Raw genomic sequence first — 25,484 nt, 5'->3', positions numbered from 1 at the left:
TTCTTCATTGGGGGACTATGAAGACACGAGAGCTCAACGACCCACCCGACACATCGAAGGCAACCGCGCCCGGCAAAGAGGCGAGCAGCAGCCGTGACCTCGATCCCGAGATGCGCGCCGCCCGCTGCGCATCTCGAAGAAACACGCGCCGCGCCAACGCCATCCTGATTGCATTGGGGGTTCTGCTCATAGCAAGCGCGCTCGCTTCGCTCATGCTGGGTCGCTATCCCATCACGCCGGTAGAAGCAGTGGGAATGCTAGCCAACTTAGCCTTTCCCGTGGATCCATTCTGGACCCCGCAGCAGGAAACGCTCTTCTTCCAAGTACGGCTGCCGCGCATAGTGCTTGCCGTCATGGTGGGATGCAGCCTTGCCACAGCGGGCGCAGCCTATCAGGGAACGTTTCAGAACCCGCTCGTATCGCCCGACATACTAGGAGCGTCGCAAGGCGCGGCGTTCGGGGCGGCGTGCGCCATTCTGCTGGGCATGGGAGCGTTCGGCGTTTCCGCCTCCGCCTTTCTGTTCTCCATCGCAGCCGTAATGCTCGTGCTGCTCATTGGCACGCGAGCCCGAGGGAATCACCTGCTCATCGTGGTGCTGGCGGGCGTAATGGTCAGCTCGCTGTTTTCCGCGGGAGTCTCGTTCACCAAGCTGATAGCCGATCCCAACAACCAGCTTGCCGCCATCACGTACTGGCTCATGGGCAGCTTAACCGGCGCCAAGTGGAGCGATATGGCCCTGGCAGCCATCCCCATGGCAGTCGGGCTGGGAGCGCTGTTCGCCCTGCGTTGGCGCATCAACGTGCTGACCATGGGCGACGACGAAGCTTCCACTATGGGCGTGAACGCACGCCGAACACGACTTGTCGTCATACTGGCGGCAACCCTGATCACCGCTTCCAGCGTAGCCGTATCGGGCATGATCGGATGGGTCGGCTTGGTCATCCCCCACCTTTCCCGCATGGTCATCGGCTGCGACTATCGCAAACTGCTGCCGGCGAGCATGCTCATGGGCGCCAGCTTCATGCTGGTAGTAGACGACATCGCCCGACTGGTCGCAACCGCGGAGATACCCATCGGCATTTTGACCGCATTCGTGGGCGCGCCGTTCTTCTTGTATCTCATCACCCGGAAGAAGCAGAAGCTATGAGCATCGACGTCAAAAACCTGAGCTTTTCCTACGGAAGCCACGAGGTGCTGCACAACGTCAGCTTCTCCATTCCCGACAATACGCTGGTGAACGTGCTGGGGCCCAACGGCGTAGGAAAGTCCACGCTGTTTCGTTGCATCCTGTGCCTGAACTCCGCCTGGACGGGCGAGATCACCGTGAATGGAAAGAACCTGCGCGACCTTCCCATTCGCGAACGAGCGCGCGAGGTGGCCTACATCCCGCAGTCGCACTCCTCCACGTACGATTACGATGTGCTCGACGTGGTGCTCATGAGCGCCGGGGGCGACGTCGGGCTGTTCGGAACGCCGAAACGCCAGCATACGGACCGCGCCTGGGAAGCGCTTGAGCGCGTGGGCGTAGCCCATTTGGGACACCGCCCCTACACGCAGATATCCGGAGGCGAAAAACAGCTGGTCCTTATCGCGCGCGCCATCGCGCAGAATGCGCGCACCATCGTCATGGACGAACCCACCAGCGCGCTGGACTACGGAAACACCGTGCGCGTACTGTCCACCGTGCGTCAACTCGCTCGCGAAGGCATGAGCATCGTGCAATCAACCCATCAGCCTGACCAGGCTTTTCTCTACTCCGACCGCACCCTCGTCATCAACGAGGGCCGCGTGCACGCCTTCGGCGACCCCAAAGAGGTCATCACGAAGGAGCTGGTAAGCGCCATCTACCACGTGGACGTGGAGGTCAACTCCCTATACGGCGACAAGGTGCGCGTCTGCGTGCCGGTACGCGAGATAGAACGGTAGGCTCAAGAAGCAACGGAAAGGAAGGCTCCCATGGGAGGGACTACGAAAACGAGGAAAGCGCCTTGGACCGCGCGCTTGCTGATCGCATGCGTGCTATGCCTTGGCTTGGCGTTCGTCGCAAGCGGGTGCGCCCAGCAAGCGCCGAGCGCGGACGAAGGCGCGAAGCAGGATCAGCCCGCGCAAAGCGAGACCCGCACGTTCACCGATTCAGCGGGACGCACGGTCGAGGTGCCGGCGCACATCGACCGCATTGCGCCGGCCGGCCACACCGCCACCCAGGTGCTGCTCACGATGGCTCCCGACAAACTGGTGTCGATCTCGACCGAGCTTACCGCGGATCAGGCGAAGTATCTGGGGGCGGACTACGCGAATCTGCCCGTAACGGGAGCGGCGTTCGGCGCCAAGGGCGACCTCAACAAGGAAGCGGTAGCGGCCTCGGGCGCCCAGATCCTCATCGACACCGGCGAGATCAAAGACGGGATGAAAGAGGATCTGGACACGCTGCAGCAGCAGCTGGGCATCCCCGTGGTGGTCATCGAAACCAAGATGAGCGACTACGGAAAAGCCTATGAAACGCTCGGCGACCTTTTGGGTATGCAGGATCGCGGCAAGAAGCTGTCCGACTATTGCAAGGCGGCTTACGACGAAACCGTGTCCGTCATGAGCACCATTCCCGAGTCAGACCGCGTCAACGTCGCTTATCTTCTAGGCGACAAGGGAACGAACACCATCGCAAAGAACTCCTATCAAGGCCAGGTGGTCGACCTGGTTGCCAACAACGTAGCCGATTTGGGCAAAGTGTCCGGCAGCGGTGCGGGCGTCGAGATCAGCATGGAGCAGCTGGCTCTTTGGGACCCGCAGGTCATCCTGTTCGCAGGAGGAAGCATCTACGACTCCGTAGGCTCCGACGCCGCGTTCGCAGAACTGACCGCCGTCAAGAACGGCATGTACTACGAAGTGCCCGGATCCCCGTGGAACTGGTTGAACAACCCGCCCACGGTCAACCAGGTGCTGGGCATGCAATGGCTGCCCCGCCTGCTCTATCCTGACAAGTACGACAATGATCTGTACGAAACAGTGTCGGGCTACTTCAAGACGTTTTACGGCTACGATTTGAGCAAGGCCGAGTTCGACCAGATCGCAGCGCACGCGCAGCCTAAGGCATAGCAGCCGCGCTCGTATAGAAGAACCGCAGGAGAGCCCGGTACGCCGGGCTCTCCTGACGCACAAGGGAAACCGGACAAGGAGAGGCGCATGGGAGAAAAGATACTCGATGGATTCCCCTCGAAGGAAGAGGCTCTGGACGATTTCTTCGCCGCATGGGAGCCGGTGCGGCGCACCGAATACGTAACGCTCGACCATGCGGTAGGCCGCGTGCTGGCGCGCGACCTGACGTCCGCGAACACCCTGCCGGTGGTGCGCGCGTCCTCGTTCGACGGCATCGCGGTGAAGGCCAGCGCGTTCGCGAACGGACTGCCCGACACGAGCAGCTGGAAACTCGGCGTCGATTACACGCGCGCTGATACCGGCGACGACTTCCCCGACGAGTTCGACGCCGTGGTGATGATCGAGAAAGCGGCCATCCGGGAAGACGGCTCGGTGGCGCTTGACAAGGACGTGTCCGTCACGCCCGGCTCGGGCGTACGACCTGCAGGGTCGACGCTGCGCGCAGGAGATCCGCTCATGAATGCAGGGACCATCGTCCGCCCCACCGACTTGGCCGCGCTTGCCATGGGAGGCGTTGCCATGGTGCCCGTGCGCGCCAAGCCGCGCGTCGCCTTCATTCCCACGGGCAGCGAGCTCGTGCCCGCCGGCATCAAGCCGCACCGCGGGCAGAACGTCGACGCGAACAGCCTCATGTGCAAGCACCTGCTGATCGAGTACGGAGCGGAACCCATGCTGTTTCCCCTCGTGCACGACGATCCCGCCGACCTTGAGCGGGCGTTCGAGGAAGCGCTCTCGACCGCCGACCTGGTGGTGATCAACGGCGGTTCCGCGCTTGGCGAGGAAGATTTCAACGCCCGCCTGATCAAGCGGCGGGGACGCGTGGTGCATCACTATATCGCTGCCGTTCCGGGACGCCCGCTCATGATGGCCGTCGTGGACGAAAAGCCGGTCATCAACCTGCCCGGGCCGACTATGGCGGCCTACTTCGGATCCGAATGGTGCCTGCAAGCCGTGATCGCGCGCATGCTGGACATCCCCCTGCATCGTCGCCCCACGGTGCAAGCGCGTGCCGTTGCGGCAAAGTCGAGCATCCCCAAGATGGCAAACATCGCGCGTGTACAGGTAGAACGCGACGACGAGGGCTACACGGCCCGCTTCCTCAACTTCAAAGCCGGCGAGCTGGCCGCTTGCATGACGTCGAACGCGCAACGCGTATCCCCTATCGGCGAAGCAGGCTGGAAGGAAGGAGACCTCCTGGAAGTGGAACTTCTTCGGGGCGAGGAGTTCATCGAGGCACGCCGAGCCAATCGATGAAGCAGCACGGCCTGCACGCAAGCCGCATGTAGGCCGTACGGAACACTCCTACATGCACAAGGGCCGCATCGTTTCCGATGCGGCCCTTGCCGTGCGCGTTTCGCGTTATGCGTTCGACACGCTATTCAGCGGCCGGCGCCTCCTCGACGAGAGCGTCGACGGCGGCAGCTTCCTCAGCGGCAGCCTCAGCCGGAGCAGCCTCAGCGGCGGCAGCCTCGGCCTCGGCGGCCTTCTTGGCCTCGGCCTCGGACTTCTTCGCAAACTCCTCGGCACGCTTGGCCTTCTCGGCAGCCTTCGCCTCGCGCTCGGCCTTCTTCTTGGCCTCGGCCTCGGCGACGGCGGCGGCACGCGCAGCCTTCCTGGCTGCCTCGCGCTCGGCAACGCTGTCCTTGGCGGCAGCGCCGAACTTGTCAGCGAAGCGCTGGACGCGTCCACCGGTGTCGACGAAGCGCTGCTGGCCGGTGTAGAACGGATGGCAGACGTTGCAGATGTCGACCTTCAGCTCAGACTTCGTGGAGCGCGTCGTGAACGTGTTGCCGCAGCTGCACTTGACGGTGCATTCCACGTACTCCGGATGAATTCCCTGTTTCATGGTTCTGGTTCTCCTTTACTGACCTTGGTTTCCGACCAAGGTGAAGACAAGCCTTTGCACTATAGCACACCAGCAGTCCGAATACCACTTCTTTGCGGAATAACTTCACGATACGGCGGCGGCCCTCCGAAAGCTCCGAAAGCCGAAAGCGACCAGCGCCGGACCTTACAGGTACGCCTCGTTCGCATGCAATCCGTATGCAGCCGCAATGCCGCGCAGGCCCTCGTCGGGGATCGAATTCAGGAACTGGTCGCTACCGCCGTTCATCGCGCGCGCCTGTGCGTACACCCCGGCAGCCTTCTCCATGGTTTGCACCACGCCGAACGCCGCATCGAAGCCGGGCGCCGCGCAGAACAGCCCGTGGTGCGCCCATACGCATACGCCATGCTCGCGCATCGCCGCAGCCGTGGCGTCCGCAATGGCGGGACCGCCCGGAACCATCCACGGTACCACGCCGACGCCGGCCGGGAACGCCACCATGCTCTCGAGCATGGCCTTCCACAACGTGCGCGTGAACGTGCGCGCATCAAGCGGCAACACGTTCGTCAAGGCTATGACCTGGGTCGGATGGGCATGGTAGAGCACGCGATCCACCCCCGAGGAAACCTCCTTGCGCACTGCGTGAACGGCACAATGGCTGGCGAGCTCGCTGGTGGGGCGGCCGCCGTCCTTGAACCCCCATACGATGCGCCACGCGTCGCCTGCGGGAGCGATCTCCACGATACCGGCGTTGCCGTCTGCGTCGAGCGCGACGTTGCGCATGATGCGGCCCGCTCCCGTAACCATGAAGAACTCGCCGCTCAAATTCTCCGCGCGAAGACCGAGCGGCACCCATGAGCTGGGGTTGTCGTAGAAAAACGACCGACATGAAGCCACTTCCTCAGGTTTCATGCGATACGACAGGTTGCCGCCGTTGCTCTCGTGCCACCCCTGCGCCCACCCGTCGGCGCACAGGCGCACGAACGATTTCGCGAACTGCTGCTGCTCCACGGCGACACCGGAAACGGCGCCCTTCGCAGCCGAGACGCCCCGATCGAGCATCTCTTGAGCTTCGTCGAAAAAACCCATAGCCTCTCCTATCGTTCATGCGTTGGCGACAGCGCGCCAACGCCTGGCTGCTCTTCGTCAGTGCGAATTCGCACGACGTACATCACGTTGGTGGCGGCTACCGTTTCGACTCCCCGCGCGTCCGTACCCGCCGCCGGGCTGGTCAAAGGATCGCCTGCCGTGAACACGGCCAGCTGCCCCGGGTTCACCAAACCGCGCTGCAGCACAGTGGCATGCGCATGGTCGATAACGCAGCGCATATCGCCTTGCACGTCGCCGATCATAGGAACGACGCCCCAGTTCAACTGCTGCTGACGCATGACGCGCGGAAACGGCGTAACCGCGTAGATGGGCACGCGCGGACGCAAGTTCGACACCAGGCGCGCCGTACGCCCCGACATGGTGGGAGCAACGATGCACGAAGCGCCCACGTTCTCGGCCGTCTGCACGGCCGCCATGCCCACTGCCAACGCGACGCGCGCATGGACGCGCCGCCGATCGGGCGCGCGCTCTTCGAACAGGTACGGTTCACTGGCTTCAGCGATGCGCGCCATCATGCGCACCGCAGCTACCGGATAGCTTCCCGACGCCGTTTCGCCCGACAGCATGACCGCGTCGGTACCGTCGTAGATGGCGTTCGCGACATCCCCCACCTCGGCACGCGTAGGCCGAGGATTGCGGATCATGGAATCCAACATCTGCGTAGCCGTGATAGCCGGTTTCGATGCGCGGTTGCACGCGCGGATGATTTCCTTCTGAATATGCGGCACGCGGTACGCGGGAACCTCCACGCCCAAGTCTCCGCGTGCAATCATGATGCCGTCAGCAGCCTCGAGTATTTCCTCGATGTTCTCCACGGCCTCCGAACACTCGATCTTCGCGATCAGCATGATGCCCGCCCCGCCGTGCTGGTCCAGGAAATCGCGGATCTCGCAAACCCCGCGCGCGTCCCTTACGAAAGAGGCCGCAACGAAATCGACTTCCTGGCGAACGCCGAACAGCAAATCATCGCGATCTTGATCGGTCATGACCGGGAGCGGAACCGAAGTGCCCGGAAGGTTCACGGACTTGCGCTCTCCCAACATGCCTGCGTTAAGAACCGTGCACAGAATGTCGGAGCCCTCCGTTGCATCCACGCGCAACTCGATAAGCCCGTCGTCGATCAGCACGGAAGTACCCGGCGCAACCACGTCCGCCAAACCCGGACACGTATGCGAAACCCGCTGCGCCGTACCCTCCATCTGGGCTTCAGTCAGTACGATCCGGTTTCCCGAGGCAAGCTGCACCGGCACGCCGCCCGCCAAGCGGCCCGTGCGAATCTCGGGTCCTCGCGTGTCCAGCAGCACCGCGCACGGGGAATCAACCTCGTTGCATACCGCGCGCAAGCGCTCCATGCGCGCAGCGTGCTCGATATGCGAGCCATGCGAGAAATTGAAGCGCGCCACGTCCATGCCCGCCGCAATGAGGTCGCGCAGCGCGGCTTCGTCGTCAACCGCCGGTCCCAACGTGCACACGATTTTCGTTCGCCTAGCCATAGCCTCCCCGTCGTACGTCGTTTTCCTTCATGATAGCGCAAAGCGCCCGCTCCGCTTGCACGGAACGGGCGCTCTCGAAACGATCGCAAAACGTCTTTACACCTCGGCGACCCACAGGCCGTGCAGGTTGCAGTACTCGTACACCTTGAGAGCTTCGTCGCCCTCAGCCACGACGAAATCGGCAACGGGAGCATCCTCGGGGGTGAGCTCGCGCATCTGGTAACCGTTCTTCGTAACCAGGCAGATGAAGGTGATGTAGTGCTCCGGCGTCATGGGATGCAGCGTGCTGCCCACCTCGACGTGGACGCTCGCGCCATCGACGCTCACGACGGGAACGTGCTTCTCGAGCGCGGCGTCGGTGGTGTTGGCGGTGAGCTCGGTCATCTTCTCGCCACAGCAAACCAGCGGAACGCCAGCATCGAACGGCTTCACGGCGATGTTGCCGCAGTGCATGCACTTGTAAAACTTGAGATCCATATTCGGGCCCCCTTTAGCTTCGCGTACAGGTCTACCTGCTTCTTTTAATGATAGCGCAGGGCCGATGCGCAGTGAACGCACCGCGATGCTTGCAGCCGAACCGTAACGTCGCCGAAACGCCTCGCTTGCCAAGCACCGTGCCCCTTGCCTCTTTAAATGTTACTCACTTTGTTGCATTTCAGGAAGACCCTGCTGGGGCTTTTTCACGACAATCGCATAAACCAACACGCCCACACCTACCAGGATCAACGGAACGCTCAAAAGCTGCCCCATGGTAAGCCACCCGCCCCACAAGTAGCCTAGTTGCACGTCCGGCTCGCGCACGAACTCAACCAGAAAGCGGAAGCATCCGTACATGATCAGGAACAAGCCCAGAAAAGTACCGCGCGGACGAGCCGGACGCATTCGCGAGAGCAGGTAGAGCACCGCGAAAATGACGATCCCCTCCAAAAACGCCTCGTACAGCTGAGAGGGATGGCGCGGCATCGCTCCAGCGGCCCCGCCGAACACCACGCCCCACGCGGCATCGGTGGGCGCGCCCCACAGCTCGCCGTTCACGAAGTTCGCGCAGCGACCGAACAGCAAGCCGAGCGGAGCGCCGATGCAGCCCAGATCGGCCAGCGTCAGATACGGGATGTTCGTCAGTTTAGCCGCCACGATACCCGAAAGAAGCGCGCCGATCAGGCCGCCGTGAAAGCTCATGCCGCCACGGTTGAACGCAAGGATCTCGACAGGATGAGCCAGGTAGTAGCCATCGCCGTAAAACAAGACGTAGCCCAAGCGCCCTCCAAGGATCACGCCAACGATTACGCAGAACATGATGGTAAGCAAGGAATCCACGTCCACGCGCACGCGCCATCGGCGCGCTACACGCCACACCACAAGCGCCGCGCACACGAATCCGAGCACGTAGGCGATACCGTACCAGCGCACCGCAAACGGCCCGATAGCGAACGCAACCGGGTCAAGGCTTTGGTAGATGTTGTTGAGCATGAAGTTCCTTTCGCAAAAAACCGAGGCGGGACGATTGCCTTCGGAAGCGAGGCGCAGAGCCTACTCCTGGCCCATACCAGCCCCCACCTCGATGGCGGCGAAGCGAACCTCGTCGCGCAGCTGAGACGGAATGGGGTGCACAATGGAAACCGAGGTGTCGCAGTGCGGGCAGCGCAGCGTGAACAAGGCCAGGTCCGTTCGCAGAACCATCATGGCATCGTAGCGACATACGTCCAGATCGTTCGCGCCGCATGCAGGGCAGATTGCGCTTCGATTCATCGGTTCACGCTCCTTCGCTCGTTCGCCCGCCTTCTTTTGTCCTCATTGTAGCAGAAGCCCGCCGACGCGAACGCCGAACGGCGCCCACGCCGGACGGGCTTCACATCAGCAAGAGGCGCGTTCCTCGCCCACCACGCGGTCAAGGAAGAACGCATGCACGCGCGCATCGTCGGTCAACTCGGGATGAAACGCCACGGCGAGCGCGCGCCCTTCGCGCACGGCGAGCGGCTCGCCGTCATCGGCGGCACTGAGGACCTCCACGTTCGGCCCCCAATCGGCGAACCTCGGCGCGCGGATGAACACTCCCTTCACGGGGCCGCCCTCGATCCCGACCCACGGCACCGCCGTCTCGAACGAGTCGATCTGCCGGCCGTAGGCGTTGCGCCGGATCCGCACGTCCATAAGAGCGAGCGGCTCCTGATCGGGCCGCGCGCCTTCGATGTCGCGCGCCATCAGGATAGCGCCGGCGCATGTGCCGAACACGGCCATCCCCCGCGCGAACGCATCGCGCAGAGGCTGGTACATGCCGTGGATGGCCAAGAGCTTCGCGATGGCCGTCGACTCGCCGCCCGGCAGCACCAAGCCGTCCAAGCCGTCGAGCTCGTGCGGCCAGCGCACGAGGCGCGTAGCCGCTCCCAGCCCGTCGAGCATAGCTCGATGTTCGCGGAACGCGCCCTGAAGCGCTAGGACGCCGATAGTTTTATTCATAGGTTGCATGACCAAGCCTCATAGGTTCACGCAGCTCGTCTTTACCAGCCGCGCTGCGCCATCAGTTCGTTGTCGGGGATGTCGGAGATCTCGATGCCCACCATAGCCTCGCCCAGGTTGCGCGAAACGCGCGCGATAGTGTCGGGATCGTCGTAGTTCGTCGTGGCCTCCACGATGGCGCGAGCGCGCTTGGCCGGGTCGCCCGACTTGAAAATGCCGCTGCCCACGAATACGCCGTCGCAGCCCAACTGCATCATGAGCGCCGCGTCAGCAGGCGTGGCAATGCCGCCGGCCGAGAAGTTCACCACGGGCAGACACCCGTGCTCGGCCACCCACTTCACCAGTTCGTAGGGAGCTTGCAGCTCCTTTGCAGCCGTAAACAACTGCTCGTCGCGCAAACCTTTGATACGGGCGATGTCGGTAGTCACGGTACGCATGTGACGCACGGCCTCCACCACGTTGCCCGTGCCCGGCTCGCCTTTCGTGCGAATCATGGCCGCACCTTCGGCGATACGGCGCAAAGCCTCGCCCAGGTTGCGCGCGCCGCACACGAACGGCACGTCGAAATCCCACTTGTTCACATGGTACTCGTCGTCGGCCGGCGTGAGCACCTCGCTCTCATCGATAAAGTCCACGCCCAGGCTCTGCAGCACCTGCGCCTCCACGAAATGCCCGATGCGGCACTTCGCCATAACGGGGATGGACACGGCCTCCACGATGCCCTCGATCATGGTGGGATCGCTCATACGCGCCACGCCGCCGTGCGCGCGGATGTCGGCGGGGACGCGCTCGAGGGCCATAACGGCCACGGCGCCCGCATCCTCGGCGATCTTCGCCTGCTCGGGATTGACGACGTCCATGATGACGCCGCCCTTCATCATCTCGGCAAAGCCGGTCTTCACTTTGAGCGTGCCATGCGCCTGTTCGGTCATCGAGCCGTCCTTTCATCGCGATCGTTCGAATAGCTGTCCGCAACGCGCCGACAGCATGCAGAGCGCGGCCGCACGAATGGCCGTGCGGCCGCGCTCGAATCCAAGCATGTACGATACCCGTTCCTGCGCCTCGATGCGAACACGTTAACGCAACCGTAACGCGCGAAGCCAAGAACAGGCCTAGAGCAGAAACCGGTTCGGGTTGCCTTGCCGGGCCACGCAGCCTTCTTTGCGATCGGCCATGTTCGGCCCATGCGTTAAAAAGTGCGTACAGAAGCGGCATATCTCCTTGATGGCCGCATCGTAGTCGCGCTCCGGGTTCAACAGTACGTTGAAATCCTGGCACACTTCATGCGTAGACCGCACGCAAGCTGCAAAGCGGCAGTCGGCAGGACAAGGCTCTCCGGGTATGTTGTGCGGACAACGCGACATCATCTCCTCGTCGCATCCGCGCAGTTCCCAGCAGTTCGCCATATCCGCCTTCCCTTCAATCCCGAACGCTCACGGCTATTCAGCCGCGGGCACGACCTTCGTCACGCCGGGGACGCGCTCTTTCAGGATGCGCTCCACGCCGTTGGCGAGCGTCATCTGAGACATCGGGCAGCCCTTGCACGCGCCCTGCAGCTCAACCGTGACCACGCCGTCCTCGGCAACGTCGATGAGCTTCACGTCGCCGCCATCAGCCTGCAGGCTGGGGCGAATGAGCTCGAGCACAGCCGCTACGTCGTTCTTATCCACCATAGGAATCGCTCCTTCGTCTGAATGGGTGTTATCAGGTGCCGATTCTACCACAGAGCCTTGGCGCGCACGGCCGAAGCCGGGAAATGCGAAGGAAACATCGACGAGGCGCATGACGCTACGAAGAAGGCTTCCAATCCTTCCCCAGAACCAGCAGCACGTCCGTGTCGAACGTATAGAACCCCGCATCGGCAACCGTACGGCCAAGGCCCAGAGCGGAGACCACGGTTTGCGCGGCCGGCTCGAACGCGTTGTCCTTGTAGATGACCAACGTTTCGGCGTAAGCAGCAGTATCGGTATTGCCGGTTTCCTCGACCTTGAACCCCATGCCTGCAAGCGTTTGGGATATCTGGGCCGCCGCGCCGGTAATGCCTCCGCCGTTGCGGACGGTCAGGGTGAAGCTGGCCGGATCGACCGCAGCGATCTTCTTCTCGATCACCGGGTCTTTCCCCTGCTTCACCAATTCCATCATAGACGACCATGCATCGGTTGAGGCCACGTAATAAGAGACGTTATCGCGTGTCGTCTCATAACCGGGAACGAGAGCACCCTTCACCGCAGACGCGTCCATGCCCCGCAGCGCATCGGCCAAGCCCAGCGCATCTTTCGCGCCCATGTCGGTGCCGAAAGAACCCCCCACCTTATCCAATGTGGACAAGAAGGAAAACGACCCCTCGTCAAGCAGGCGGAGGGACAGCGCCGCAAGCAGCTCGCGCTGATTGGCCGCCTGCACCTGAAAGCCTCCCGAAAAGTTCGACGCGCGTAAAAACGTGAGGGCGGCCTTGCCGTCGAGCGTCTGCTCCCCCGGAGATAGGTAGACGTCGCCCGCCGTTGGGTCGTCCACCTCTTCGGCCACGTTCACCTGTACGCCGCCAAGCCCATCGATCAGGTTCGCCACGCCATCGGCATCAATTTTGACCAAATGAGACACGTTCACCCCGGCGAAGTTCGACACAGCTTTGATCAGGGACGCATCTCCTTCCTGCACAGCGGCGTCTCGAAGCTGATGAGGCTTTCCGTCTTTAAGCTGGACCTGCAAGGCAGCAGGAACGGACACGACGACCGCCGACCGCGCGGCTCGATCCACCCGCACCAGGGCAAGAGCATCAGGCCCGGCTTGAGCGTTCGCGGCCCCCGCCGAATCCAAATCTGCAGCGACCAGCGCGTAGAAGGCGTCGGCAGCCTCTTTCGGAGCAACAAGCGCCGACGAGGCGTCCGAGTTCTTGAGACCTATCTTGGAATCGAGCGAACCGAAGAACGCGAACGTCCCTACGCCCGCCGCAACGATCGCCACCAAAACGACGCATGCGACCACTGCGACGAGTCGCCGCATGCGCGCGCGGCGTTGGATGCCATGGGAGAACTCGCGCCTGCTCACGCGACGAGAGAACTGGGAGGCGCTCTCCCCGGACGACGTGTTCGGCAAAATGGTTTCCACGTAGCCGCGCGCCGCGCGCTTCTGCTTGCGCGCGCTCGAAAACCCGACGGAATCGGCGTTCATGCGCCCGCGCGAACGCCGCGGCACGTGCGTGCCCAGCGTAGCGGTGCGCAAACGGCGCGAGGTGATTTTGGACTGCGTTGCCGAAAAGCCCTTACGGCGCTTGACCATGTGCGGCCTCCGCTAACCGCAGATGTCCGGCATGCCGTCGACAGGCGCGCGGCGAACGCACGCCCCCAGATCGCACAGCTTGCCAACGTAATCTTCGTAGCCACGGTCGATATGACCGATGTTGTGCACCCGCGTCTGCCCCTCGGCAGACACTCCCGCAAGAACAAGCGCCGCGCCCGCGCGCAGGTCGGTGGAGGACACGTCGGCGCCCTGTAGGCCCGCAACGCCCCTGACCAGCGCATGATGATCTTCGATAGTGATATCGGCTCCCATGCGGATAAGCTCGCTTGCAAACATGAAGCGGTTCTCGAACACATTCTCGGTGATGACCGACACGCCCTCCGCGCGCGCGGCTAGCAACATGAACTGCGCCTGCAGATCGGTCGGGAAGCCCGGATGCGGCAGGGTTTGAATATCGATGGGGATAAGGGGGCGCGTACGACTGACGGTGACCCAGTCGGCTCCGGTCTGCACCTCGCAGCCCATAGCGGCAAGCTTCATGAGGGCAACGCGCAGATACGACGGATCGATGCCGCGCACCGTAACGGGGCCCCCCGTGAGAGCGCCGCCCACCAAGAAGGTGCCCGCCTCGATGCGATCGCCTACCGTCGTATGGTCGCAAGGATGCAGCGAGGAAAGCGGAACGCCCTCTACCTCGATTATCGAAGAACCGGCCCCGGCCACCTTCGCCCCCATGGACACCAGCATGTTCGCCAAGTCCACGATTTCAGGCTCGCGCGCGGCGTTCTCGAGCACCGTCGTGCCTTTTGCCGTAACTGCCGCCATAAGCAGGTTCTCGGTTGCCCCGACGCTGGGGAAATCCAGAACGACGTCTGCCCCGACCAGGCCGTTCGGCGTGCGCGCTTCCAGAAATCCGTGATCGATGGTGAATTCCACGCCCAGCGCCTCAAGTCCCACGAGGTGCATGTCGATTTTGCGCGCGCCGATCTGGCACCCGCCGGGCATGGCCACGCGGGCCCTCCCGAACCGACCGACCAGCGGGCCCAGAACCGAAATGCTCGCGCGCATCTTGGATACCAAGTCGTACGGCGTTTCGAACTGCTCGACATCGGTCGTGTCCACTACCAGCGTATGGCCGTCGCGCTCCACGGTTGCGCCCAGGCGGCGCAGCACCTCCGACATGATGCTGATATCGGAGATGAGGGGCACGTTGCGCACGAGCGTTTCGCCCTGGCCGAGCAAGGCAGCGGCAATGAGCTTGAGCGCGGAATTCTTGGCGCCCGACACAGCCACTTCGCCCGCGAGCACGCCGTTGCCTTCGACAATGATGATCTCTTCTGCCATGGGTGTTCCTTAACGCCGGGATGCACGACCCGGCTTGACTCGTCTATGGATGCGCGCCGGAGACGACGCGTTCGGTTCGCAATGCGTCCATTATAGAAAGTGAAGACCCGCATTATGCATGCCTTCACAACGAAAGCAGAACGGCATGGGGGGGAATACTAATCGGAACATTGATCGCGGGCTGAATCGTGCGTCGTCCTTTCCCGGCAAGCCAGAGCGACGGCATCGAAACACAAGTAGCATCCGGATGCATTGTCGATCCAAAAACACGTTTTTGGACGAAAAAACGTGTTTTTGGATCGACAACGGCGGCGGCTGAGACGGCTTGATGCCCCCATCGGATCTCACGGCCAGAGCACGCCTTTCCCGACGCACAAAAAAGACCCGAAGCCGAAGCTTCGGGTCCAAGCATTGCCAATAGCGGAAAAGGGAGCCTACGCCTCTTCGCCCAGGACGAAGCGCTTGAAGTCGACGACCTTGATCTCGCCGCCCAGGTTCTTCGCAACCTCGGCCGTGTATTCGGACACGGTCTGATCCGGGTTCTTGACGAACGCCTGCTCAGTGAGCGTGCTCTCCTTGAAGAACTTCTCCAGACGGCCGACGGCCATCTTTTCCTGGATGGCCTCGGGCTTGCCGGACTCGGCAGCCTGAGCCATGTAGATGGCCTTCTCATGCTCGACGATAGCCGGATCGACGGAGTCGCGGTTAGCGGCAACCGGAGACGCGGCGGCAACCTGCATGGCAACGTCGCGGCCGTATGCCTTGAACTCAGCGGACGCAGGGTCGATGCCCTCGACGTCGAACTGCACGAGCACGCCGATCTTGCCGCCGCCATGAATGTAGGACGACACGGCGCCGCCCTGCTCCACCGCGAAGCGAGAAAGCTGGATGTTCTCGCCCAGCGTATGGATAGCGTCGGTCACCACGGCCTCGACCGTCTCGCCCTCGGCGTCGGCGGCCTTGAGGGCGTCCATGTCGGCGGGGTTGGCGGCCAGCGCGGCCTTGGCGATCTTCTCGGCGTACGCCTTGAACTTGTCGTTCATGCCCACGAAGTCGGTCTCGCAGTTCAGCTCGACGACGGCGCCAGCCTTGCCGTCCTCGGACACGAGCGCCATGACGGTGCCCTCGTTGGTGGCACGGCCGGCCTTCTTGGCAACAGCGGCCAGGCCGCGGGTGCGCAGGACGTCGACGGCGGCGTCCAGATTGCCGTCGGCCTCGACGAGCGCCTTCTTGCACTCCATCATGCCGGCACCGGTCATCTCGCGGAGTTCCTTGACCATGGAAGCGGTAACAGCAGCCACGTTGTTCCTTTCTCTATGCGCCGCGCACGAGCGCGGCCCTGGTCTGTCAAACGCCGCCGGTTTCTAAACCGGCGGCGCGTTCGTTCATCGGTAAATCAAAAGCTATTCGGCAGCAGGAGCGGCGGCCTCGGCCGGAGCCTCAACCTCGGCCGGAGCGGCCTCGGCCTCAGCAGGAGCGGCCATATCGGCCACCGTCACCGGCGCGCCCACGCCGGCGATGACGGCATCGGCGATGAAGTCGGCCAACAGGCGAACGGAGCGGATAGCGTCGTCGTTCGCGGGAATGCCGAAATCGACGTCGTCCGGATCGCAGTTCGTGTCGAGCGTGCCCACCACGGGGATGTCGAGGCGACGGGACTCATGGATGGCGATGGCCTCGCGGTTCGTGTCGATCACGAACACGGCGTCGGGCACGCGCTTCATGTTGCGGATACCGTTGAGGTTGGTCTGCAGCTTGGAAAGCTCCTTGCGCAGCAGGATCTGCTCCTTCTTGGGCAGCATCGCCATGCGGCCGTCGGCCTCCATGGCCTCCAGCTCCTCCATGCGGGTCACGCGGGAGCGGATGGTGACGAAGTTGGTCAGCATGCCGCCGAGCCAGCGAGCGTTCACGTAGGGCATGCCGCACTTGTTGGCAGCATCGGCAACTGCTTCCTGAGCCTGCTTCTTCGTACCCACGAACAGCACGGTGCCGCCCTTGCGAGCGATCTCGGACACGAACGTGTACGCCTGGTCCAGGCCCACGAGCGTCTGCTTGAGGTCGAGGATGTAGATGTCCCCACGGCTGCCGAAGATGTACGGCTTCATCTTGGGGTTCCAGCGACGGGTCTGATGCCCGAAGTGTGCGCCTGCGTCGAGCAGCGACTTAATGCCGACTTTCGTCATGACTTTCTCCATTCGTTAGTCCTCTGCCTGCGGTCATCCCCGAATCCGCAGCCTTTTTCGGTTGGCCACTGGCGGATCAGGTCGCACAAGCATGTGTAATTAGAAACCGTTGAATCTTACCACAGAGAAAATGAAATGCAAGCACTTCTCGAAGATCGCATACATGAACGTCCTTTCGCGAGAAGCAGTTGAAGCTTGCGAAGCTTGAGGCAGTCGAGCCGACCGGCCGGACCCCGACTCGAAACCAACCGCACGCACGCGATCACGAACGGTACGCGCCTGCGCTGCGCAAGCTGAGCGCCACCGTGGACGCGTTGTGCAAAAGCGACGACGCCTGCGGGGTCAGAACCCCGCCGATGCCCGCTGCGAGCAAGACCGAGTTGACCAGCATGACCTCCCTGAAGGACGCGTCTAGGCGCTGCATCAAGCCCTTGCTCAAGCGACGCAGCTCCACGATAGCCCCCAAATCTCCTCCCGCAAGCGTGATGTCGGCGACCTCCTTGGCCACAGCGGTCCCCTGCCCCATAGCAATTCCCACGTCAGCTGCGGAAAGCGCAGGCGCGTCGTTCACGCCGTCGCCCACCATGACCACGCGCCGTCCCTCGGCCTTGAGCCGTTCGACGAACGCATGCTTGTCCTCGGGCAGCAGGTTGGCCCGGTACTCGGTCACGCCCGCTTCCTGCGCGATGCGCGCCGCCGTGCGATCCCCGTCACCCGTCAGCATCACCACGCGGCGAAATCCCAGCGCCTTCAGATTGGCTACCGCCTGCGCCACGCCTTCCTTGAGCGGGTCGTAGACGCCGACGACGCCCACCAACTCGTCGTCGACCGCCAGGTACAGCGGCGTGAGCCCTTCGGTTTCGGCGGCGATCCTCGCGCGCTGGTCCTCCGACACGGCAACGCCTTCGTCGCCCATCACGAAGTGCTCCGACCCGATGACCACGCGCTTGCCGCCCAGCGACGAGGCTATTCCGTGCGCCACGATGTACTCCACCTCGGCATGGCGCTCGCGGTGCTTGAGGTTCTTCTGCGCCGCCGCGCGCACCACGGCGCGCGCCACGGGATGCGGAAAGTGCTCCTCCAGGCATGCCGACAACCGCAGCACCTCGCGCCGGTTCCAGCCGTCAAGAGCCAAAACGCACGCCACCTCCGGCGTAGCCTCGGTCAAGGTTCCGGTTTTATCGAACACGATCACATCGGCAGCGGCCATGGCTTCGAAGTGCTTCGAGCCCTTGACGGCAAAACCTGCTTTCGCGCTATGGCTCATGGCCGAAAGCACGGCGATCGAGCTGGTCAGCTTGAGCGCGCACGAGTAGTCCACCATGAGCGCAGCCGATGCCTTCGTCAAACTGCCTGTGACCAAGGCAACCCCAGCCGCCAGCAAGAAGTTCCACGCGACGATGCCGTCGGCAAGACGCTCCATCCGAGACTGGGCCTGCGCTTTGTTCGCCCCAGACCGCTCGACCAGAGACACAATGGAGCGCAGCTTCGTTTCGGCTGCCTTCGCGCGAACCTGCACGACAATCTGGCCGTCTTCCACGGCAGTGCCGGCGAACACGTCGTCGCCCTCGGCGCGCTCGACGGCAAGGGGCTCTCCGGTAAGCGAGGCCTGGTTCACCATCGCAACGCCGCGAACCACGCGTCCATCGACGCACACGGGCATGCCCGTGCGCACGACAACCAAATCTCCCGGCTCGAGATCGGACGCGCGCACCTGCACCTCTTGGTCGTCGCAAAGCAGCTGAGCGGTCTCCGGCAGATCGAGCAGCGCGCTGACAAGGGCCCCTTCCGAGCGCGAGCGCGTGTACTCCTCCATCGTTTCGCCCACATCGAGCAAGAACATGGTCTGCCCGGCCGTCCGAGGATCGCGTTTGAGAAACGACGTTCCAATAGCAGCGGCGTCCAGCACCGCAACATCGAGGCGCGAGCGCCCGAGCGAGCGCAGACCCGCTCCAAGGAAACGCCGGTAACGCCACACCGCCGCAACGGCGGCAAGCGGTCGAGGCACGAACCAGCGCCGCAAAACGTACAGACCCGCAAGGCGCGCCAGATCCATGAGAAGCGACTGGGAGCGCGGGGCAAGGTCAAGGCCGAAACCGGATCGAGCTTCACCAATGCATTTCGCGTCGATGGCGGACAGGCGCTCCAAAACCAGGTTCCGCGCTCCTTCGAGCGGGCGGTACGTCAAAGCGATGCTGCCGATGCGCGGATAGACCGATGCTTTCTCCACCGTCGGAATAGCCGCAAGCACCCGATACAGCGCATCGAGGTCGGCGAAGGGAACCGGACCGGCCAGCTTGACGCGCACGCGGCCCGGGATTTCGTTCGCAATGGCGTACTGCATCGCGGCTACTTCTTCGATGCCTGAGCCGAATCCGCCTTGAACTTCGCTGGTTCAACCGCAGACGGCTCGTCGGCAGCAGCGGACGGCTCGCCAGCGAGCGAGGACTGCACGTTTATGTAGGAAGCCTGGGCCACGATGTCGTCGACTTCGGCTTTAGCCTGCTCGACGATGCCCTCGTAGGCGGCCTTCGCTTGCAGGCCCTTCGCAACGCCTTGCACGTAGCACTTCTTAGCCGTTGGACCCGTCAGGGCCTTCGCCCCCACCGCCCCCAGCAACACGCCCGCCCCGATCAGCCAGCCGCTCTTCTTCGGGAAGTCCATGCATGCCCCTTTCCTGCGCTCGCGCGCGTCGTTCGCAACATCCTTCATAGTTGCTTAAAGTTAACTTTTCTAGCATAATGAGAGATCCGATAAAAGTCAATTAAAGCTAACTAATATGAATCGATCGTTGAAAGGAACCTTATGAAAAAGCACACGTTCTGGGCCTGGGCCGCTATAGCCTGCATGGCTATGGCCATGTACACGGGCAGGAAGCGCTCCTAGCAAGGCAACGTCAAGGAGAGCTTGGGGTTTTCCGCGCGCGATGGACGCAGTTCCGCTACCATGAACGCAACAACATCCGCACCCTCCCCTTGCGCAGGCAACGCGAGGGACGGAACCGCAAGGAGCCCAGTATGAATATCAACAACGTCGCGTTCGAGAAGTCCTTCGGCACCTCGTTACAGTTGCCGACGTCCACCTTGCCCGAAATCGCATTTGCCGGCCGGTCCAACGTGGGCAAGTCGTCTTTGCTGAACAAGCTGTTCAATCGCAAAAGTTTGGCGAAGGTGTCGCAAACACCGGGCAAGACGGCCACCATCAACTTCTTCTCGTGCGACGGCGTGCGGTTCGTGGACCTGCCGGGCTACGGTTACGCCAAGGTGGCGAAATCCGAGAAGGGACGCTGGTCGGAACTGATCGAAGGGTACTTCAACCAAGATCGCAACCTGGCGCTCGTGGTATCGCTGGTGGACATCCGCCACCCCGCTTCAAGCCTGGATGAAAACATGATCGAGTTCTTGCAGGAGGCGGAGCTTCCCTTCGCCGTGGTGCTGACGAAAGCCGACAAGCTATCCCGACAGCAGCAAATGAAGCAGAAGGCAGCCCTGAAAAAGCAGCTGAAGCTGCATGCCGACGTGCCTTTGGTGGTGTGCTCTTCCGAAAAGGGAACGGGCATCGACGAGCTGCGCACCGTCATCAAGAACGCCGCTCGCTAGGCTCCTCTCCAGATAAACCGCCAGGCGGGGAGTCCGAAAGGCGCGTCGACGCCTCCCGACTCCCCGCCTGGCCAACAATGAACGGTCGATTACCAGGGTCGCACGATGATCATGCCGGGCTGCACGGGACCCTGCACCACGCCCACGCCGTACGTGGCCGCGTGGATCATCTGGCCACCGCCGATGTAGATGCCGCAATGCCCGGCGTTCACAGCCACGTCGCCCGGCTGAGGATCGCTCACCTGGGGCCAATTCATGAACGTGAGCGTGCTTCCCATGCGGCTATAACTGCCGCTCAGGCAAAACGACACGAAGCCCGAGCAGTCGTACGACGACGGGCCCGCGCCGTAACTGGGATCGGTGTAGCCGTACGGCTTGCCAAGCTGGCTGTACGCGCGACCCACCACCGAGCCCGCGATAGGCTCGTTGTAATCGGGAGCCGGCGGATTGACGTTGCCGCCGCCGGAAGATTCGCCGCCGTTGTTGCTGGCGTTGCCGCCGCCGTTGTTGCCGGAGCCCTGCTGCGCCTGATCAGCGGATGCGTCTACCGTGGCCTGGGCCTGCGCCTCGTAGGCCGCCACCTGCGCCGCGCGCTCCTGCTCGACGAGCGCCGCAGCTTCGGCGCTCAAGTTGTCGTAGGTCGACTGCATGGCGGCCATAGTGGAGGCGGTTTCGTCTTTCGTGCGCAAAGCCTCGCTCGCCTTCTGCGCAGCTATGCGCTCTTGTTCGGCAAGCACGGCTTCCTGCTCCTGAACCTCGGCACGCAAATCCTTCGTCTGCTGCACCAGTTCGGCATCGCTTTCGTTGATGGAATTGAGCAGGTCCCAGTTGGTCGCGAAAGATCTGAACGACGTGGCACCCAAAAGCAGGTCGAGCGCCGAGCTGCCGCCCGAACGATACATGCTGCGAGCGCGCGATCCTAAACGATCCTGCAAATCGGCAATCTGGGCCGAAGCCTCGTCGATGCGAGCCTGCGCGTCATCGCGCTTGGCCTCGGCGTCCTTTTGAGCGACCAGCGCATCGTCGTACGCGTCCGCCGCCTTGCTGAGCTTTTCCTGCATGGAGTTGAGCGAAGCCAAAGCCGCCTGAGCCTCCGCCTGCTTCTCAGCTGCAGAAGGATCTGCCAGGGCGATGCTCGGAACCATAAGGGAGACGGCAAGCGCCGTTGCCATGAATACGACGAGCGCGCCCCTTGCGCGACCGCCCCGTGCTTTCTGCTGCATGTGGGTACCTCCACCTGCCATCCGAAAACGTGCATACAATGCGAATCAGTGTAGCAAATCGAACGCATGGTGGCCGGGCGTTCGATCGATCGTTACAGAAAGGCCACAGCACACAACATGCTGCGGCCGTCCGTCAATCCGGGCCTATCCCGTGAAACCCGTGTCGGCGATGCGCCCCGCCCCGTCGGCGGCCGCCGTGGCAAGCTGGTCGCACCGCTCGTTTTCCGCGTGCCCCGCATGCCCCTTGACCCACACGAACTCCACGCGATGCGGCTCCTTCGCCTTCAGCAGACGCTGCCACAAGTCCACGTTTTTCACCGGCTCTTTCTTGGCGTTCTTCCAACCGCGCTTGAGCCAGCCGTCAATCCAGTGCTGGTTGAACGCGTTCGCAACGTACTGCGAATCGGTGTAGAGCGTGACTTCGCAGGGACTTTTGAGCGTCTCGAGCGCCACGATAGCGCCCAGAAGCTCCATACGGTTGTTCGTAGTGCGCTCGTAACCTTGCGAGAGCTCCTTTTCGTGCGTGCGCCCGTTACGATCCACAAACCGCAGCACGGCGCCGTAGCCGCCCGGCCCCGGATTCCCACGTGCGGACCCATCGGTAAATGCATCGACCTTCAACAAAAAACATCCTTTCAAACGGAGAGATTCGGCGAAGAAACGTTCCGCCGGTTCGAAGACCGGCGGAACGTGGCGCGCTACTTGTACTGAGACGGGTGCTTCTCGAAGAAGTCGAAGCGCGGTGGCAGCTCGCGGATGCGGTGGCGGCCTTCGGTGATCTCGCCGGCGCTGCACAGCTCGTCGAAGCTCTCGAAATCGTAGTTCCAGCTGAAGAAGTCATCGAACTCGAAGCTCAGGTAGTCGCAGATCTTCTCGGCCCCCGCCGGCACCACGGGATGCATGAGCAGCGTGGCGACGCGCAGCAAGAAGAACGAGTCCACGAGCACCTGACGGCGCATCGCGTCGTCGCCGCCCTTCTCGACCGCGCGGATCCCGTCGGACCAGTACTTGTTCGCCCAACGAATGAACTCGTCCATGATCGACATGATGGTGTGCAGCTCAACGCGATGCATGGTGGCGTCGTAGACGCGCAGCACCTCGTTCACCTTGTCCAGCACAGCCGGTGACACGGTGCCGAGCGGCAGATAGCCTTCGAAATTCTTCTGAGCTTCGTAGAAGCAGCTGCGAGCAAGGCGGTTGAACACGTTAGTCAGAAGCGCGCCTTCTTTGAGCACGGGATCCGCCACGCGCGAATCGGCCAGCTCCTCTTCCGTGGCCAGGTACGGCTTCGGCTTGAAGCCGACCGACTTCTGGTCGAGGCCGAGCGCTAGGAAATGCGCGCGCAGCTGCTCGACGGTGTAGTGCTCGAGCAGCGCATCGGCAGTAGGCGGCTTGACCGCGCCCGACGACGAGGCCTTCTTGTCGCCGAACAAGATATGGTAGTTGGCCACCAGGTTCGTCTGGCGAATGGGGTGGTCGGTCTCGCCCGGAGCCAAGATGTCGCCGGGACGCAGCGCCTCGATGAGCGCCGGCTGGGCGACGCCGTAGAAGTACAGGTTGTCCTGTCCGATGAACTGATAAACCTCGGAATCCTCCGAGCACCACCAATCGCGCCAACTGCCCCTGGGCAAGCCCATCTGGTCGTTCACGGCCATGGTGAACGACATGGGCGCCCACAGGCTTTCGGGCCAGCACCACACGGTCAAGCCCTCCAAACCTTCGATGACCGGGGCCTTGACCCCCCATTCGATATTGCCCGTGATACGGAACGGCACCAAGGTCTTGCCCGTGCGGAAGCGGATTCCCGCGCGCGTCAAGACTTCGCGCGCCGCATCGCGCGCTTCGATGTCGGCGAACTCGATCTCGAAGCTTTGCTTTCCCTTTTCGGGTTCGCGCAGCTCGTGCACGGGAAGATCGCCCGCGACCTGCTCGTACGCCGCGCGCTCGTCGTTTTTGATGTAGACCACGGGCGCAACCAAGAACTCCTTGATGGTTTTCGGCACGATGGCGCGCACCTCGGGGTCGGCCTCGAGCCGAGCCACATGGTCGCGAAGGAAGCCCCCGAACGCGGGCAGGTCGAAGTACCAGTTTTCCACTGGACGCATTTCGGGCGTGGTTCCCGTCAACGATGACTTCGGCGCGATCAGGTCCTCGGGTGCGTAGCTATGCCCCAGATCGCATTCGTCGGCGTAGCCATGCTCGGACTTGCAGCCCTGCACGGGGCAGCGGCCCACCACCTGGCGTCCGTTCAAGAACGTGCCGGCTTCCGCATCGTAGAACTGCAGCGTGGCGCGCTTGCGAAGATGGCCGTTCTCGTGCAGCTTCTCGATGAACTTCTCGCTGATCAGCTGATGCACGCCCTTCGCGTAGCCCAGCCCCGACCCCTCGTAAATGGAAAGGCTGACGTTGTAGGAATCGAGCGTCGCCTTCTGCGCCTCGTGGTTCTTGCGAACGTACTCCTCTATGGTGCCGTCGAACTCCCCGGCCTCCACCAGCTTGCGGTAGCCCTCGTTGATGGGAGAGCCGAAGCAGTCCGTTCCGCTGATGAACCGGACGTTGGCGGCGCCGATGCGATCGCGCAGGAAGCGGGCGAACGCGTCGGCCGGGACGAACACGCCCGCGATGTGGCCGAAGTGCAGCGGCTTGTTGCCGTACGGCATGCCGGCCGTGACGACGGCCCTCTTCGGCCAAGAGGGACGCTCGATGTTACTGGGCGATGTTGCCATCGTTCTCAAACTCCTTCAAAGCGGCGGCAAAGTCGCCGGCGGACAGGCTCTTGCTTTCGGTCATAAGGTCGAGCAAGCTCGACAGGGTGCTCTTCGTCGTTTTCAGATCAACCGTGGAGTAACGCGAGATGCCCGCTAGCTCGGCCGCCTTCGCCACCGCGTCCTCCTTGGTGCCGATCTCGTCGGCCAGCCCGTTTTCCACGGCGTCCATACCGGTGAACGTCATGCCGGTAGCCAGCGCGCGCACGTCGCTTTCGCTCATGCCGCGCCCCTCGGCAACGGTCTGGACGAACGTCTCGTTGATGCGCTCGACCATGCTCTGGTAGTAAGCGCGCTCATCTTCCGAAAGCGGGCGCGTGCCGTAGCTGGAATCCTTGCTTTCAGACGAGGTGATGTTGTCCACGTTGATGCCCAGCTTCTCCAGCAGCCCCGAAAGGTCGGTCACCTGCAGCGCCGTGCCGATGGCACCGATGGCCGTGGTCTTGGCCGTGAAGATGTAGTCGGCCTGACTGGAAATCTCGTAAGCCGCGCTCGCGTTCACGGAAGCGCTCGACACCACCACGGGCTTGCCGGTCTCCTCCGAGAACTCCTTCACGTACGCCGCCATCTCCTCGCCAGCGGTAGCCGTACCGCCGCCAGAGTTCACGCGCAGCACGATCGCCTTGATGTAGGCGTTCTGCGCCGCACGATCGAGCTGGGTCTTCAACCCCTCGGGCGACGACGTGGTGCCGTCGTACTGAATAGTGCCGTCGATGTCGATGACCCCCACCGCATCCGAGGTCAGGAAGTCCGCCTCGGACATCGAGCTTTCGCCGAGCGACCCGACGGCCCCAAGGGACCCCATGGACGACGACATGATGGACGTGCACGACCACATGCTCATGGCGATGAGGACGAAGACGAGGACGACGGCAACGAGCGCCACGATCCATCCGCGCTTCTTGGGCTGCGGCTGCGGCGCGTAAGGTTGCGGCGCGTAGCCGCCGGCAGGCTGCTGGGACGGCTGAGGCGCGGCAGGCTGCTGCCACACCTGTTGCTGCCAGTTGTTGTTATCCTGGGACATGGGCCCTCCTGGTACGAATTGCAGGGTCGATCAAGCGTAGGCGCTGCGGAACCGCGCCCAAGGGACG

General features: G+C 62.9%; 25 protein-coding genes. 5 read left to right on the top strand and 20 right to left on the bottom strand.

What is annotated here, in order from left to right:
* Nucleotides 1-17: 17 nt before the first annotated feature.
* From DMP08_RS04420 to DMP08_RS04405, 4 genes are all read left to right on the top strand, one after another.
* Nucleotides 18-1,148: a FecCD family ABC transporter permease gene (locus DMP08_RS04420; protein ID WP_244596797.1), complete on the top strand. Its 1,131-nt coding sequence runs from the start codon at nt 18-20 to the stop codon at nt 1,146-1,148.
* Nucleotides 1,145-1,927: an ABC transporter ATP-binding protein gene (locus DMP08_RS04415; RefSeq protein ID WP_123191760.1), complete on the top strand. Its 783-nt coding sequence runs from the start codon at nt 1,145-1,147 to the stop codon at nt 1,925-1,927. The genes DMP08_RS04420 and DMP08_RS04415 overlap by 4 nt, the downstream gene beginning before the upstream one ends.
* Before the next feature lie 30 nt (nt 1,928-1,957).
* The gene (locus DMP08_RS04410; RefSeq protein ID WP_123191759.1) at nt 1,958-3,094 is read left to right on the top strand and encodes an ABC transporter substrate-binding protein; all 1,137 of its coding nucleotides are present in this window, start codon (nt 1,958-1,960) and stop codon (nt 3,092-3,094) included.
* A gap of 87 nt (nt 3,095-3,181) precedes the next feature.
* Entirely contained in the window at nt 3,182-4,408 is a 1,227-nt protein-coding gene (locus tag DMP08_RS04405; protein WP_123191758.1) for a molybdopterin molybdotransferase MoeA, read from the top strand.
* Between the two features lie 121 nt (nt 4,409-4,529).
* Here the strand turns inward: DMP08_RS04405 and rpmE are convergent, their stop codons facing one another.
* The 16 genes from rpmE to DMP08_RS04325 form a co-directional block, all read right to left on the bottom strand.
* Nucleotides 4,530-5,000 (bottom strand): 50S ribosomal protein L31, encoded by a 471-nt coding sequence (rpmE, locus tag DMP08_RS04400; RefSeq protein WP_123191757.1) that lies wholly within the window; start codon nt 4,998-5,000, stop codon nt 4,530-4,532.
* A gap of 165 nt (nt 5,001-5,165) precedes the next feature.
* Nucleotides 5,166-6,068, bottom strand: a complete 903-nt coding sequence (rhaD, locus tag DMP08_RS04395; protein ID WP_123191756.1) for a rhamnulose-1-phosphate aldolase — start codon at nt 6,066-6,068, stop codon at nt 5,166-5,168.
* Nucleotides 6,069-6,076: 8 nt separating this feature from the next.
* Nucleotides 6,077-7,582: a pyruvate kinase gene (pyk, locus tag DMP08_RS04390; RefSeq protein WP_123191755.1), complete on the bottom strand. Its 1,506-nt coding sequence runs from the start codon at nt 7,580-7,582 to the stop codon at nt 6,077-6,079.
* A gap of 96 nt (nt 7,583-7,678) precedes the next feature.
* Nucleotides 7,679-8,059, bottom strand: coding sequence for a desulfoferrodoxin family protein (locus DMP08_RS04385; protein WP_123191754.1), 381 nt, complete (start codon nt 8,057-8,059; stop codon nt 7,679-7,681).
* 159 nt (nt 8,060-8,218) lie between these two features.
* A complete protein-coding gene (lgt, locus tag DMP08_RS04380; RefSeq protein WP_123191753.1) occupies nt 8,219-9,052 on the bottom strand; it encodes a prolipoprotein diacylglyceryl transferase in 834 nt (277 codons plus the stop codon).
* A gap of 60 nt (nt 9,053-9,112) precedes the next feature.
* Nucleotides 9,113-9,331: a UDP-N-acetylmuramoylalanyl-D-glutamate--2,6-diaminopimelate ligase gene (locus DMP08_RS04375; RefSeq protein ID WP_123191752.1), complete on the bottom strand. Its 219-nt coding sequence runs from the start codon at nt 9,329-9,331 to the stop codon at nt 9,113-9,115.
* 105 nt (nt 9,332-9,436) lie between these two features.
* Nucleotides 9,437-10,039, bottom strand: coding sequence for a pyridoxal 5'-phosphate synthase glutaminase subunit PdxT (gene pdxT / locus DMP08_RS04370; RefSeq protein ID WP_244596795.1), 603 nt, complete (start codon nt 10,037-10,039; stop codon nt 9,437-9,439).
* A 41-nt stretch (nt 10,040-10,080) separates the two neighbouring features.
* Nucleotides 10,081-10,971, bottom strand: coding sequence for a pyridoxal 5'-phosphate synthase lyase subunit PdxS (pdxS, locus tag DMP08_RS04365; protein ID WP_123191750.1), 891 nt, complete (start codon nt 10,969-10,971; stop codon nt 10,081-10,083).
* 180 nt (nt 10,972-11,151) lie between these two features.
* Nucleotides 11,152-11,445 carry a hypothetical protein gene (locus tag DMP08_RS04360; RefSeq protein ID WP_123191749.1) on the bottom strand — a complete coding sequence of 98 codons (294 nt, stop codon included), beginning with the start codon at nt 11,443-11,445 and terminating at the stop codon, nt 11,152-11,154.
* Between the two features lie 33 nt (nt 11,446-11,478).
* Complete coding sequence (locus DMP08_RS04355) at nt 11,479-11,712, bottom strand: NifU family protein (protein WP_123191748.1); 234 nt, start codon at nt 11,710-11,712, stop codon at nt 11,479-11,481.
* A gap of 115 nt (nt 11,713-11,827) precedes the next feature.
* The gene (locus tag DMP08_RS04350) at nt 11,828-13,318 is read right to left on the bottom strand and encodes an LCP family protein (RefSeq protein WP_123191747.1); all 1,491 of its coding nucleotides are present in this window, start codon (nt 13,316-13,318) and stop codon (nt 11,828-11,830) included.
* 12 nt (nt 13,319-13,330) lie between these two features.
* Nucleotides 13,331-14,623, bottom strand: a complete 1,293-nt coding sequence (murA, locus tag DMP08_RS04345) for a UDP-N-acetylglucosamine 1-carboxyvinyltransferase (protein WP_123191746.1) — start codon at nt 14,621-14,623, stop codon at nt 13,331-13,333.
* Between the two features lie 434 nt (nt 14,624-15,057).
* Nucleotides 15,058-15,924 (bottom strand): translation elongation factor Ts, encoded by an 867-nt coding sequence (tsf, locus tag DMP08_RS04340; protein WP_123191745.1) that lies wholly within the window; start codon nt 15,922-15,924, stop codon nt 15,058-15,060.
* A 102-nt stretch (nt 15,925-16,026) separates the two neighbouring features.
* Complete coding sequence (rpsB, locus tag DMP08_RS04335) at nt 16,027-16,806, bottom strand: 30S ribosomal protein S2 (protein ID WP_123191795.1); 780 nt, start codon at nt 16,804-16,806, stop codon at nt 16,027-16,029.
* A 262-nt stretch (nt 16,807-17,068) separates the two neighbouring features.
* A complete protein-coding gene (locus tag DMP08_RS04330; RefSeq protein ID WP_123191744.1) occupies nt 17,069-19,150 on the bottom strand; it encodes a heavy metal translocating P-type ATPase in 2,082 nt (693 codons plus the stop codon).
* Between the two features lie 5 nt (nt 19,151-19,155).
* Nucleotides 19,156-19,470 (bottom strand): DUF6110 family protein, encoded by a 315-nt coding sequence (locus tag DMP08_RS04325; protein ID WP_123191794.1) that lies wholly within the window; start codon nt 19,468-19,470, stop codon nt 19,156-19,158.
* A gap of 353 nt (nt 19,471-19,823) precedes the next feature.
* Between DMP08_RS04325 and yihA the strand changes: the two genes are divergently transcribed.
* Nucleotides 19,824-20,405 carry a ribosome biogenesis GTP-binding protein YihA/YsxC gene (gene yihA, locus DMP08_RS04320; protein WP_123191743.1) on the top strand — a complete coding sequence of 194 codons (582 nt, stop codon included), beginning with the start codon at nt 19,824-19,826 and terminating at the stop codon, nt 20,403-20,405.
* Between the two features lie 89 nt (nt 20,406-20,494).
* On the opposite strand, the gene DMP08_RS04315 is transcribed toward yihA, so the two are convergent.
* The 4 genes from DMP08_RS04315 to sppA all read right to left on the bottom strand — a co-directional run bounded on the left by DMP08_RS04315 (nt 20,495) and on the right by sppA (nt 25,417).
* A complete protein-coding gene (locus DMP08_RS04315) occupies nt 20,495-21,628 on the bottom strand; it encodes a coiled-coil domain-containing protein (RefSeq protein WP_123191742.1) in 1,134 nt (377 codons plus the stop codon).
* A gap of 144 nt (nt 21,629-21,772) precedes the next feature.
* Nucleotides 21,773-22,249: a ribonuclease HI gene (rnhA, locus tag DMP08_RS04310; protein ID WP_123191793.1), complete on the bottom strand. Its 477-nt coding sequence runs from the start codon at nt 22,247-22,249 to the stop codon at nt 21,773-21,775.
* Between the two features lie 77 nt (nt 22,250-22,326).
* A complete protein-coding gene (locus tag DMP08_RS04305) occupies nt 22,327-24,354 on the bottom strand; it encodes a methionine--tRNA ligase (RefSeq protein WP_123191741.1) in 2,028 nt (675 codons plus the stop codon).
* Complete coding sequence (gene sppA / locus DMP08_RS04300; RefSeq protein ID WP_123191740.1) at nt 24,335-25,417, bottom strand: signal peptide peptidase SppA; 1,083 nt, start codon at nt 25,415-25,417, stop codon at nt 24,335-24,337. The genes DMP08_RS04305 and sppA overlap by 20 nt, the downstream gene beginning before the upstream one ends.
* Nucleotides 25,418-25,484 lie beyond the last annotated feature (67 nt).

This window comes from Paraeggerthella hongkongensis (genome assembly GCF_003726035.1).
Lineage (GTDB): Bacteria > Actinomycetota > Coriobacteriia > Coriobacteriales > Eggerthellaceae > Paraeggerthella > Paraeggerthella hongkongensis.
The sequence above is the reverse complement of the archived record's forward strand: the minus strand, read 5'-3'. Positions and strand labels throughout refer to the sequence as shown.